This window comes from Methylobacterium sp. E-041 (assembly GCF_022829665.1).
In the GTDB taxonomy this organism is placed as follows: Bacteria; Pseudomonadota; Alphaproteobacteria; order Rhizobiales; family Beijerinckiaceae; genus Methylobacterium.
Genome location: NZ_JAKSYQ010000029.1, coordinates 1 through 12350, shown reverse-complemented (window position 1 = coordinate 12350; position 12350 = coordinate 1). Strand labels below are relative to the sequence as shown.

9 protein-coding genes and 1 pseudogene are annotated in these 12350 nt (G+C 73.2%); 8 read left to right on the top strand and 2 right to left on the bottom strand.

The window, feature by feature from the left end:
* Window positions 1-44 precede the first annotated feature (44 nt).
* Window positions 45-756, top strand: a pseudogene (locus tag MKK70_RS01570) (Crp/Fnr family transcriptional regulator).
* A complete protein-coding gene (locus MKK70_RS01565; protein ID WP_147728908.1) occupies window positions 756-1016 on the top strand; it encodes a DUF6894 family protein in 261 nt (86 codons plus the stop codon). Before MKK70_RS01570 ends, MKK70_RS01565 begins: the two are co-directional and overlap by 1 nt.
* A gap of 41 nt (window positions 1017-1057) precedes the next feature.
* On the opposite strand, the gene MKK70_RS01560 is transcribed toward MKK70_RS01565, so the two are convergent.
* Window positions 1058-2491, bottom strand: a complete 1434-nt coding sequence (locus MKK70_RS01560) for a carbohydrate porin (protein WP_243938260.1) — start codon at window positions 2489-2491, stop codon at window positions 1058-1060.
* 464 nt (window positions 2492-2955) lie between these two features.
* On the opposite strand from MKK70_RS01560, the gene MKK70_RS01555 reads away from it, so the two are divergent.
* Window positions 2956-4554, top strand: a complete 1599-nt coding sequence (locus MKK70_RS01555; protein WP_243945517.1) for a gamma-glutamyltransferase family protein — start codon at window positions 2956-2958, stop codon at window positions 4552-4554.
* Between the two features lie 154 nt (window positions 4555-4708).
* On the opposite strand, the gene MKK70_RS01550 is transcribed toward MKK70_RS01555, so the two are convergent.
* Window positions 4709-5197, bottom strand: coding sequence for a DUF302 domain-containing protein (locus tag MKK70_RS01550; protein ID WP_243933716.1), 489 nt, complete (start codon window positions 5195-5197; stop codon window positions 4709-4711).
* Between the two features lie 255 nt (window positions 5198-5452).
* Between MKK70_RS01550 and MKK70_RS01545 the strand changes: the two genes are divergently transcribed.
* From MKK70_RS01545 to cueR, 5 genes are all read left to right on the top strand, one after another.
* Window positions 5453-5872: a hypothetical protein gene (locus MKK70_RS01545; RefSeq protein WP_243945558.1), complete on the top strand. Its 420-nt coding sequence runs from the start codon at window positions 5453-5455 to the stop codon at window positions 5870-5872.
* Between the two features lie 202 nt (window positions 5873-6074).
* Window positions 6075-6818, top strand: coding sequence for a dienelactone hydrolase family protein (locus MKK70_RS01540; RefSeq protein WP_243945515.1), 744 nt, complete (start codon window positions 6075-6077; stop codon window positions 6816-6818).
* A gap of 559 nt (window positions 6819-7377) precedes the next feature.
* On the top strand, window positions 7378-8355 hold the full coding sequence (locus MKK70_RS01535; RefSeq protein ID WP_243945513.1) for a transporter: 978 nt from the start codon (window positions 7378-7380) through the stop codon (window positions 8353-8355).
* A gap of 845 nt (window positions 8356-9200) precedes the next feature.
* Window positions 9201-11693 carry a heavy metal translocating P-type ATPase gene (locus MKK70_RS01530; protein ID WP_279603469.1) on the top strand — a complete coding sequence of 831 codons (2493 nt, stop codon included), beginning with the start codon at window positions 9201-9203 and terminating at the stop codon, window positions 11691-11693.
* Complete coding sequence (cueR, locus tag MKK70_RS01525; RefSeq protein WP_147844750.1) at window positions 11693-12160, top strand: Cu(I)-responsive transcriptional regulator; 468 nt, start codon at window positions 11693-11695, stop codon at window positions 12158-12160. The genes MKK70_RS01530 and cueR overlap by 1 nt, the downstream gene beginning before the upstream one ends.
* Window positions 12161-12350 lie beyond the last annotated feature (190 nt).

Here is a 12350-nt window from a genome sequence, read left to right as displayed (position 1 = left end):
CGCCTGGGAGACAGCGTGTGCTCTTGCCCGATCGGGACCGAGCGATGCCGGCACCGCAGCGATCCAGCGTCCGCAACCGCTTGCTGAGGGCGCTCTCGCCCGCCGACTTCGCGTTGCTCCAGCCGGCCCTGCAGCCGGTCGCGACCGAGCTGCGACAGACCCTGATCGCGCCCGACGAGCCGATCCGGACGCTGTACTTCCCCGAGGACAGCCTTGCCTCGATCGTCAGCGGGGCCGCCGGCAGGGTCGAGATCGGCGTGATCGGGCGGGAGGGCCTGGTCGGGGCCGCGCCGGTGCTGCTCGCCGTCGACCGGTCGCCGTTCCACCACTTCGTCCAGAGCCCGGGCGGGATGCTGTCCATCGCCACCGCGGACCTGCTGGCCGCGGTCGACGAGAGCCCGACCCTGCGCGGGCTGCTGCTGCGCTTCGTCCAGATCCTGATGCTGCAGACGGCGCAGACCGCCTTCGTCAACGCGGCCTACAACATCGACGTGCGCCTCGCCCGCTGGCTGCTGATGTGCCACGATCGGCTGGAGGGCGACGACCTCGTGCTCACCCACGAGTTCCTGTCCCTGATGCTGGGCGCGCAGCGCAGCAGCACGACCCTGGCGGTCCAGGCCCTGGAGGGGGCACGGCCTGATCCGCGCGCGGCGCGGCCGCATCACGATCCTGAGCCGCGAAGGGCTGGAGGCGGTCGTGGACGACGGCTACGGCCTGCCCGAGCGCGAGTACGCCCGGTTGATCGGGAGCCTGTGATGCCGCGGTACTTCTTCCATGTCCGGCACCGCGAAGGCCCGGCGGGGCTGGCGATCGACGAGGAGGGCGACGAGCTCGCCGACGTGGAGGCCGCCCGCGCGCGGGCGCTCGCCGTCGCCCGCCGGATGATCGCGCAGGACCGCCTGACGCTGATCCGCGACTGGATGGTGTGCAGCTTCGAGATCGCCGACGAGGCCGGCGAGCGCGTGCTCACGGTGCCGTTCGGCGACACCGTCCCGGACGAGGACGGCCCGGGCTGACCCGCAGGCCTCGCGGCCGCGGGCCGGCGCGCCGCCCGGGCTCAATACTGCACGGTCGCCCGCACCCCGAGCACGGTGGCGTTCTTCAGCCGGCGCCCGTCCGCGTCGGCGACGCCGCCGCTCGGGCGGATGATGTACTGCACGTCCGGCTGCACGGTGAAGCCCGGCACCACCAGCGCCTGGTAGGTCGCCTCCAGCGCGGTCTCGGCCCGCCGCCGCGGGATCGCGGTGCCGGTGAACAGGATGGTGTCGGTGTCGGCCCGGCGCGCGTCGTCGGCGTAGCGGGCATAGGCGATGCCGGCGCCGATCGTGTCGTCGTCGCGCCCCGGGATCAGGCCCTTGTAGGCCAGGCCGGCATCGACGTAGGCCGAGATCAGGCTGGAGCGCGTCGGCGAGAGCGAGGCGCGCACGAACACCGACAGGCCCTCGTCGTCCTTCTCGGGCTCGATCAGCAGGCTCTGGTCGATCATCGCGTAGAGGCCGGCATTGCCCCGGCGCTGGCGCGGCACGCCGGACGAGGCCGGGTCGGCGAGGGACAGGCCGAGCGTGTCGCGGCGCAGGTCGTCGAAGCGGCCGAAATGCTGCCAGCCGCCGAACGTCACCGTGCCCGGCAGCGCCGTCGAGCCCTTCTCGGTGTTGTAGGAATAGGCCGCCTCGGCCACGATCAGGGCCGGGTCGTTCGTGCGGAAGTTCGTGCCGGTGCGGTTGAGGCGCTGCTCCTCCGCGTCGTCGCCGGGGCGGTTGGCGCCGGCCGGATCGCCGTCGTAGATCCCGGCCTGGAACGACAGGCCGCCGCCGGGCTCGAACTTTGCGCGGATGGCCGGCGCCGCCACGGGATAGGCCGGGCCGCCGGAAGGCAGGTTGGCGCTGGTGATCGCCGGCCAGCCGAAGCTCGAGTTCACGAACAGCGTCGCGGTCTGGCTGACGAAGAACTCGGTGTCGGCGGCCTGCTGGCCGATGCGCAGGCCGAGCTTGCCGTCGAGGAACTGCTGGTCGAACCACAGCACGTAGAGCCGGGTCGCGGGCAGCGCCCCGATCACGCTGACGTCGAGCAGGTTGCCGACGTAGTAGCGCGACAGGCCGGTGCCGTGGATGAAGTAGGCGTTGGCGTGCACGCTCGCGCCCTGCCAGCCGGCGAGCTTGTCGAGGTCGAGGTAGAGCCGCAGGTTCAGCCGGTCCTCGACCACCGCCCCCTGCCGCATCCCGCCGGTCGGGTTGCCGAGCACGTCGGTGATGTAGGTGAGGCTGTACTGGATGCCCCGCTCCTTCAGGACCGGGCGCAGGCCGAACGGATCGCCGAGCGGCCCGAGATAGGGCTCGACCGAGCGGGCATAGCCGCCCGAGGTCTGGCTCGTGGTCTCGGGCTGCGCCACCGAGGTCCGCACGTCGCCGCCGGCGCCTTCGCGGATCACCGGAATGACCGGGGGCGCCGGCGATGCCTGCTGCGCTTGCGCAAGCGTCGGGAGGCCGAGCATCGCGGCGGCGAGGCAAGGGAGCAGGCGGCTGCGCGGAAGGGGGGCTGGACGCGACACGACTGAACCCTGAAGCCTTCGTGGCCCGATCCTAGCCCCACCGAACGGGGCTGTCCCGTGCAGGTTAAGCACACCAGCCGGGTTCCGGGCCGAAGGGATGCTTCGGAGGGCCGGTGAAGCGCGGATCTCCTCGCTCTCACAGATCTGGGGCTTGCCCGAGATCTGCACGTCGTGTGCCCAAACCTGCTCGTCGTGTGGCCAAGTCGGAGAGACCCGACTTGGATGCGGGAGAGGGACACGGTGAGGGGGACAGGTCTTTCCGGACAGGTCGCACCCCGACCTCTCCCAGACGGGAGCGGGGGCCGCGTCGGCGCTTCGCGCGATCCCTTCGTCGAGACCCGCGGCTTTGCGCCCGCGGCACGGTTTTCGTACAGCCGGCCGATCCGTCGCCAGCCGTGAGCGAGACCATGCCCGAGACACCCGTCTTCTCCCACGGCGCCGTCGCCGCCCCGCACCACCGCGCCGCGCAGGCCGGGCAGACCGTGCTGGCGCAGGGCGGCAACGCGATCGAGGCGATGACCGCGATGGCCGCGACGATCGCCGTGGTCTACCCGCACATGAACGGCATCGGCGGCGACGGGTTCTGGCTGGTGCGCGAGAAGGGCGGCCGGGTGCGCGGCATCGAGGCCTGCGGGCCGGCCGGCGCGCTCGCCACCCGGGCGCGCTACCGTGAGCGCGAGCTCGACGCCATCCCGTCCCGCGGCCCCGACGCCTGCGTCACGGTCGCGGGCGCCGTCGGCGGCTGGCGGCTGGCGCTGGAGCTGTCGCGGGCGCTCGGCGGCAGGCTGCCGCTGGAGACGCTGCTCGCCGACGCGATCCGCCACGCCCGCGAGGGCTGCCCGGTCTCGCCCTCGGAGGGGCGCTACGTGCCGAAGGAGCTCGACACCCTCCACGACGCCCCGAACTTTTCCGCGACGTTCCTCAAGGCGGGCAAGCCGTGGCCGGTGGGCGACGTGCGGAGGTTGCCGGCGCTGGCCGCGACCCTGGAGCAGCTCGCCCATGCCGGGCTCGACGACTTCTACCGCGGCGACGTCGGCCGCGAGATCGCCGCCGACCTCGAGCGCCTCGGCGCGCCGGTGACGCGGGCCGACCTGAAGGCCTACCAGCCGCGCGAGCGCGCGCCGCTCTCGATCCGCCGCCGCGACGCGACGCTCTACAACTTCCCGCCGCCGACGCAGGGCCTGGCGGCGCTGCTGATCCTCGGCATCGTCGACCGCCTCGACATCCGCCAGGCGGAGACCACGGCGCATTACCACGGGCTGATCGAGGCGACGAAGCGCGCCTTCGCGATCCGCGACCGGGTGGTGACCGACCACGACCGCCTGACCTCGGACCCGGCGACCTACCTCACGCCCGAAAGCCTCGCCCGCGAGGCGGCGCAGGTGGACATGGCGCGCGCCGCCGCGATCCCGCTGCGGAACCCTGGCGAGGGCGACACCGTGTGGATGGGCGCGATCGATGCCGACGGCCTGGCCGTGTCCTACATCCAGTCGATCTACTGGGAATACGGCTCGGGCTGCGTGCTGCCGAAGACCGGCATCCACTGGCAGAACCGCGGCACGTCGTTCTCGCTCGACGCCGACGCCGTGAACCCGCTGGAGCCGGGACGGCGCCCGTTCCACACCCTGATCCCGGCGCTCGCCTGCTTCGACGACGGCCGGGTGATGGCCTACGGCTCGATGGGCGGCGACGGCCAGCCGCAGTTCCAGGCGCAGATCTTCACCCGCTACGCCGATTACGGCCGCAGCCCCGCCGACGCGGTCGACGCCCCGCGCCTGCTCTACGGCCGCACCTGGGGCGCGGAATCGCTGACGGTGAAGGTCGAGGACCGCTTCGACCCGGCCTGCATCCGCGCCCTCGAGCGCATGGGCCACCGGATCGAGGAGCTCGGCGGCGCCTACATCGACTCGCTCGGCCACGCCGGCATGCTGGTGCGCCACGCCAGGAACGGGCGGATCGAGGCGACGCACGACCCGCGCTCGGACGGCGGCGCGCTGGGGTTGTGAGGGAACGGGCGGCCGGAGGCGCGCCGCGACGCTTCCGCGGCGGACCCGGGCGCGATCGGATGGGTCGGCCCACGGGCCGCGATCGGCCGCTCCCTCGGGGGCGGCCGGATGGCGAGGATCCGGCCGCGCCGGCCGCCGTGCCCGTCCGGCGAGATCAGGCGGCCGCCGCGGCGAGGACGCAGCGGAGCTGCTCGTCCAGGTCGCGCGCGACGCCGTCGACCTCGGGGTTGCCGAACTGGCCGAAGGTGGTGGCCGGGCGGTCGTACTCGAACGCGACGCGGCCCTCGGCATCCTCGCGCAGGAGCACCCGGACCGGCGCGTACAGGGCGGCCGAAAGGACGTGCCGGGTCATCCGCGCGGCCGTCAGCGGGTTGCCGATGTCGTACTGGACGGCCTTGCGCACGAGCCCGGCGGTGCGGAGCAGCCCGCCATGGTCGCGGGCGCCGAAGATCGAGAGCGGCGCCTGGCGCTCGAGGAGGTCGCGCGCCGCGTCCACCTGCCCGTCCAGCAGCAGCTCGGCATAGGCGTGGTCGAGGCGCGGCACCGACGCCTCCAGGGCGGACCGCACCGCCTCGAAGGACTTGGGGGAGCGCAGCGTCACGTGCTCGATCGTGACCTGGGTCGCGGATATCGGGTCGTTCATGGAATCGATGCCTCGGGTCTCTCGCCTCGGGTTCTCAGGCTCGATCGCGCGCGCCGGACGCGTGGCCCGCCTCCGCTGCGGCCGACCGACCGCCGTATGCCTGAAGGAGGGCGCGGAGCGGCGTCCGCAAGACGGACAAGATATCTACGCCATCGATACTTGGGATCGATCGCATCTGTTTGATCGATAGAGTGGCCGTTCGCATCTTCGCCTCATCGAACGACGGGCAGCCCCGTCGCAGTTGAGGATCGACGGATGACCCACCGCACCATCACCCTCGCCGCCGCCGTGGCCCTGACCATCGGGACCCTCGCCGCGGCCCCCGCCTCCGAGGCGACCGCCACCGGAAACGCCGTCGCCGTGCCCGCCGTGCTCGGTGCGGGCTATCACGTGCCGGGCGTGGCGCTCGGCGCCGCCGACGTCCGCGCGCAGGGCGGCCTTCTCGTGCCGAACCTGACGCGGTGGCGGCCCGCATCCGTTGCCGAGGCGTCGGCCGAGCGCTTCCAGGCGCCGGCCGCCTTCACCGTCGCCTACCGGACCCGCGGCATCGCCACGAATGCCGCCCAGGTCCTCAAGCAGGGCGGGTTCGCGACCGCCGGCGCCGTGCGCTGGCTGCCCGATGTCCCCGCCTCGGCCGAGCTCGGCGCAAGCACCGTGACGCTCGGGGCCCTGTGAGCGGGGACCGGTCCGCGGAGCGAGCCTCAACCCTGCGAAGCCCTGGCCGATCGCGCGCATCGGCCAGGACTGCAGATCCACCCGATGCGCCGCCGCGCCGCGCGCCTTTCGCTCGACCGGGTCGACGGGTTTGCGGCCGGTCCGCCCGCGGCCGTAGATGGTCCGGCGCGGACATCGCCGATGTCCTGCCGAGGAGGCTTCGATGGCGACCGAGCAGACCACGATCCGGACACGCGACGGCGCCTGCCCGACGCATGTCGTGACGCCTGCCGGTGGCGGGCCGTGGCCGGCGGTGATCCTCTACATGGACGCCGGCGGCATCCGCCCGGCGATGCTCGACATGGCGCGGCGGCTCGCCGATGCCGGCTACGTCGTCCTCGTCCCGGATCTGTTCTACCGCTACGGCCCCTACGGGCCGTTCGTGCCGCGCGACGTCCTGGCGGCCGGCTTCCGCGCCATCCTCGGCCCGCTGATGGCGACGACCGACCCGATCAAGGCCGCGGAGGATACCGGTGCCGTCCTGGCCTATCTCGACACGCGCGACGACGTCGCGGGACGCAGGGTCGGTGCGGTCGGCTTCTGCATGGGGGGCGGCATGGCGCTTGCCGCGGCGGGAACCTACCCCCACCGATTCGCCGCCGCGGCGAGCTTCCACGGCGGCAACCTCGCCACCGATGCGCCGACGAGCCCCCACCGGCTCGCGCCCGCGCTGACGGCGGAGATCCACATCGCCGCGGCCGAGAACGACGACAGCTATCCGCCCGCGATGGCCGCGCGCCTGGAGCACGCCCTGGCGCAGGCCGGCGTGCGCTACACGGCGCGGACCTATCCCGCCGCGCATGGCTGGATGATGCCGGATTTCCCCGTCCACGATCCCGACGCCGCCGAGCAGGGCTGGCACGCGATGCGCGCCCTCTTCGGCCGCACGCTGCACGGCGGCGGATAACGGCGCGCCGCGGATCGTATTGGGCCCTTCCGGGAAGACCGGCCGCCCTCCCCCGCCCGAGGCGCGGTCCGGCGCCTGCGCCGGGGATCGATGCCCCGCTCTCGGACGCGGGTCGCGAGCAGGGTCCCCCCGTGTTCGGATCCCTTGGGCGCGCGAGGTCCGCCTATTGCCGCCCTATTCGTGCGGGCGTCCCGGACGAACCCCGATCGATCGGCCGTCCTCGATCCTATTCGAGCCGTCGCGGGCCCGCGCATCGAGGCGATGTGCATCACATCGGGGGCTCAGGCCCGGGCGGTGCTGATGAGGCTCCGGCCGCCGCCCCCGGAAAGTGCAGCCTTTGTGCAACGGCCGCCCAATCTTGGCACTAAGGTGCCTGAAACCGCTATTTTTTTGGGCGACGCTGTAGAATAATTCTCCAGGTTGAGACGGAAGAGGTCGGACCGCAAGACGGCGCTTGGGCCATCGCCGAACAGAACTCGCACCGGACAAGCGAGGTTCGGCACGATGGTCTCGAGGCGACGTGCCCGACATTCGAGATCCCTGGGGTAGGAACGAGAACATGATGAAGACCTGGCTTGCCGCAGGTGCGGGCGCCCTCACCGTCGGCATGAGCACCACCGTTCTGGCCGGTCCGGTCACGCAGCCCGGCGAGCAGGTCGGCCTCGCCTACGGCCCGCTGCCGCAAGGCGTCTACGCGATCAACACCTTCAGCACCGGCCGCGGCGACGCGCGCAACAGCCCGGACGTCGGCGTCAACGTGCCGATCCTGGTCTGGTCGACCGGCTACAAGGTGCTCGGCGCGACCATCATGCCTGTGATCGCGGTCCCGTCGGTGTTCGTGGGCACGAACAACCCGGCCGGCGTCGCCAACCAGGACCAGAGCTACTTCTACAACCCCTTCATCGGCAACATCTTCGCCTGGGATCTCGGCAACAAGATCAGCGCCGCCTACCTCGTCGGCGCCTATGTCGGCGTCGGCGACCGCGGCTCGCTCTGCAACGGCGCTCCCGGCGCCGCCTGCATCGCCGGCGGTGCCACCCCGGTGCTGCCGCAGGTCGCCGGCACCTCGATCCGCAACACCGGCGGCATCTCCTACACCGGCGAAGGCTGGAACCTGACCGCCGCGCTCACCCACATCCTGCAGGTGGACGACGCGCCGCGCTTCGGCGGCCAGGTCGGCGCCGCCCTCGGCCCGATCCCGAATTCCGACGGCCTCTACATCGACCTGACCGCGACCAAAACCTTCGGCAAGTTCGAGATCGGCGCCGTGGCCTACGGCTACACCGACCTGCCGGTGAACCGGAACCGGGCGATCTACGCGAACTACCAGAAGCAGGGCACGTTCGCGGCCGGCGGCCTGATCGGCTACGACTTCGGCATCTTCAAGACGCAGCTCATGGTGACCCGCACCGTCGCCGACCGCGGCGTCGGCCCGTTCGCCGACGAGACCCGCGGCTGGGTCCGCTTCATCGCGCCGCTCTACACCACCGCCGCCGCCGCGGTCGCCGCGCCCACCCCGCTCGTCCGCAAGTACTGATCGCCAATGACCGATCGACCGACGATGCCGGCTCCCCGTGAGCCGGCATCGTCATGTCGGGTGGCCGCGATCGTCGCGAACCGCGTCCATCGGCCGATGCGGAGCGATCGCCGCGGACCGGTCGCCCGCGAGGCACGACGAAAAGCCCCGCGCGGCTCGAGCCGGCGGGGCTGAGTGTGAGAATCGAAGCAAAGGGGAAACGGAAGCTTCGCCTTCTCAGGATCGACAGCATATCGATCGCCGACCCGACAGCAAGGTCTGATTTCATAAGTCACGGATTCTGGCACGGAATTACAGTTTTGACGATCCGTTCAGTGAGAAAAACGAACCGGATACTGACCTCGCAATCCCTCGAAGGATCGGCAGCAGCCCGGCAGCATGCTCCGCTCGGCATCGGCATGGTGCCGGCATGCGCGGCACTGATCCGGCGCTCCCCGGGCCCAGCGCGCGCATCGGCGCCCCCGACCTCTGAAACGGACGGCCCCCGCACGGCCTGAAGCGGCGGCGGTCGACCGGCCCGCCGGCCGGCGCCAGGCTGGCGGCCATGCAGGGTCCACAGCGCCTCGGATCGCAGGGGCGGTGACGGATCGATCTGGCGCCGCTCCGGGGGCCGGCGCGACCCGGTCCGCGAGCGTGCGGGTCGAACGTCCGCTGCCGCGGTTGATCGCGCGGCGCCGAACCTGGCTCGCTGCCGCCGTCGGCGCGGGCCCGCGGCTCCGCGACGACCGGAGCCGGCCGCGCCCCTGACCGCCGGCGGCTGAAAGCCGTTCCCCGCATCCGGCGCCGTTCCAGCCTTCACCATCCGGCCTTGACCTTCCCACCGTTGGAAGCCCCATCTCGGCTCCATGCTGAACGCAGACGCCGACACGCTCACCCCGACCGCGACCGACCCGCACGCGCCGGCCGACACCCGCACCGTCGCCCTGCCCGTCTCGGGCATGACCTGCGCGTCCTGCGCCGGCCGCATCGAGACGGCGTTGCGGGCGGTGCCGGGCGTCGCGAGCGCCTCCGTGAACCTCGCCACCGAGCGCGCCAGCGTCACCGTCGCGGGCGCAGTGCCGACCGCGGCCCTCGCGCAGGCGGTGACGGATGCCGGCTACGACGTCGCGGCAGAGACCGTCGATCTCGCGGTCACGGGCATGACCTGCGCGTCCTGCGCCGGGCGGGTGGAGACGGCGTTGCGGGCCGTGCCCGGCGTCTCCGCGGCCGCGGTCAACCTCGCCACCGAGCGGGCGCGGGTGACGGTCGCGGCCGGCACCGTCACCGCCGACGCGCTCGTCGCGGCGATCGAGGCGGCCGGCTACGAGGCGGCCCCGGCGGCACCCGCGGGCGGGGCCGAGGCCGCGGACGTCCAGCGGGACGCCGCCGCGCGCCGCGACGGGCTCCACCTCCTCGTCGCAGGCCTGCTCGCGGCGCCGCTGGTCGCGCCGATGCTGCTGATGCCGTTCGGGATCGCGTGGATGCCGCTCGGCTGGCTGCAGCTGGCGCTCGCCACCCCGATCCAGCTCTGGCTCGGCGCCCGATTCTACCGGGCCGGCTGGCGCGCGCTGCGGGCCGGCGCCGGCAACATGGACCTGCTCGTCGCGCTCGGCACCTCGGCGGCCTACGGCCTCAGCCTGGTCGAGCTGGTCCGGGCCGAGGCGCACGGCCACGCGGCGCCGCACTTGTATTTCGAGGCCTCGGCGGTGGTGATCACCCTGGTGCTGCTCGGCAAGCGACTGGAAAGCCGCGCCAAGCGGCGCACCGCGTCGGCGATCCACGCGCTGACGGCGTTGCGCCCCGAGCGTGCGCGCCTGCGCCGGCCGGACGGCAGCGAGGCCGAGATCGACGTCGCGGCGCTCCGGGTCGGCGACATGGTCGTGGTCCGCCCCGGCGAGCGGCTGCCCGCCGACGGCACCGTCCGCGCCGGCGCGAGCCAGGTCGACGAGGCGCTGATCACCGGCGAGAGCGTGCCGGTCGCCAAGGCGGCCGGCGACCGGGTCGTCGGCGGCGCGATCAACGGCGACGGCCTGCTCGTGGTCGAGGCCGTCGCGGTCGGCGCGGAGGCGACCCTGGCGCGGATCATCCGCCTGGTCGAGGACGCGCAGGCGGCCAAGGCCCCGATCCAGCGCCTGGTCGACCGGGTCAGCGCGGTGTTCGTGCCGGTGGTGCTCGGGCTGGCGCTTCTCACCTTCCTCGGCTGGTGGCTCGTGGCCGGCGCCGGCGTCGAGGCCGCGCTGATCGACGCGGTGGCGGTGCTCGTGATCGCCTGCCCCTGCGCGCTCGGCCTGGCGACGCCCACGGCGATCATGGCCGGCACCGGCGTCGCGGCGCGCCACGGCATCCTGATCAAGGACGCGGAGGCGCTGGAGGTGGCCCATGCCCTCGACACGGTCGCCTTCGACAAGACCGGCACGCTGACGGAGGGACGCCCGACGGTGACCGAGCTCGAGCCCGCGCCGGGCATCGCGCGGGCCGACCTCCTGCGCCGCGCCGCGGCGCTCCAGGCCGGCAGCGAGCATCCCCTCGCCCGCGCCGTCGCGGCGCTGGCCGCCGCCGAGGGCGTGTCGCCGCCGGCCGCGTCCGACCTGCGGGCGTTGCCCGGCCGCGGCGTCGCCGCCGAGGTGGAGGGCCGCACGCTGCGCCTCGGCAGCCGCCGGCTGATGGACGAGGACGGCGTCGACCTCACGGCGCTCGCCGCGCGGGCCGAGGCGTTGGCGCGGGACGGCCGCACCGTCTCGTGGCTCGCCGAGGCGGGTCGCGACCCGGACCAGGCGCCGCGGCTCCTCGGCCTGATCGCGTTCGGCGATGCGATGAAGCCCTCGGCGGCCGCGGCCGTGGCCGCGCTCCGCCGGCGCGGCCTGCGCATCGTGATGCTGACCGGCGACAATCGCGGCAGCGCCGCCCGGGCGGCCGAGGCGCTCGGCCTCGACGCGGTCACGGCCGAGCTTCTGCCGGAGGACAAGGCGGCGGCGATCCTGCGCCTGAAGGCCGGCGGGCGTCGGGTCGCCATGGTCGGCGACGGCGTCAACGACGCGCCGGCGCTCGCGGCCGCCGATGTCGGCATCGCCCTGAGCAGCGGGACCGACGTCGCGATGCACGCCGCCGGCGTCACGCTGATGCGCGGCGATCCCGTGCTGGTCGCCGACGCCGTCGACATCGCCCGGCGGACCTACGCCAAGATCCGGCAGAACCTGTTCTGGGCGCTGGCCTACAACGTCGTCGGCATTCCGCTCGCGGCCGCCGGCCTGCTCAGCCCGATGGTCGCCGGCGCCGCGATGGCGTTCTCCAGCGTCAGCGTCGTCGGCAACGCGCTGCTGCTGCGCCGCTGGCGCCCGGCCGCGGAGGCGCGGCGATGATGACCATCGGCGAGGCCGCACGGGCCTCCGGCGTCTCGGCCAAGATGATCCGCTACTACGAGAGCACCGGCCTGATCGACCGGGCGGCGCGATCGGAAGCCGGCTACCGGCACTACACCGAAGCGGAGATCCACACGTTGCGCTTCATCCGCCGGGCGCGCGACCTCGGCTTCACCGTGGAGCAGATCGGCGTGCTGCTGGCGCTGTGGCGCGACCGGGGCCGGGCCAGCGCCGACGTGAAGCGCATCGCGCTCGAGCACGTCGACGCGCTGGAGCGGAAGGCGGCCGAGCTCCACGCGATGAGCCGGACGCTGACCGCGCTCGCCGCACGCTGCCACGGCGACGACCGCCCGGACTGCCCGATCATGGAGGATCTGGCGGAGGCCGGACCTGTTCCGGAAGGCGCACCGGGCGGCCCCGCCCGGTTCGGGCTCGGTCGGTCGGCGCATCGGCGCGATGAGGGATGACGAGGCGGACGCCGCATCGGGAGCCGCTGCCGAAGGCGATACCCGAACGGCAAACAGCCGGCCTGCGTGGTGCGCGGGCCGGCTGTTTGCGGTCTTGTGAGGTGTATGTGGTGTGTTTGGTTGCGGGGACAGGATTTGAACCTGTGACCTTCAGGTTATGAGCCTGACGAGCTACCGGGCTGCTCCACCC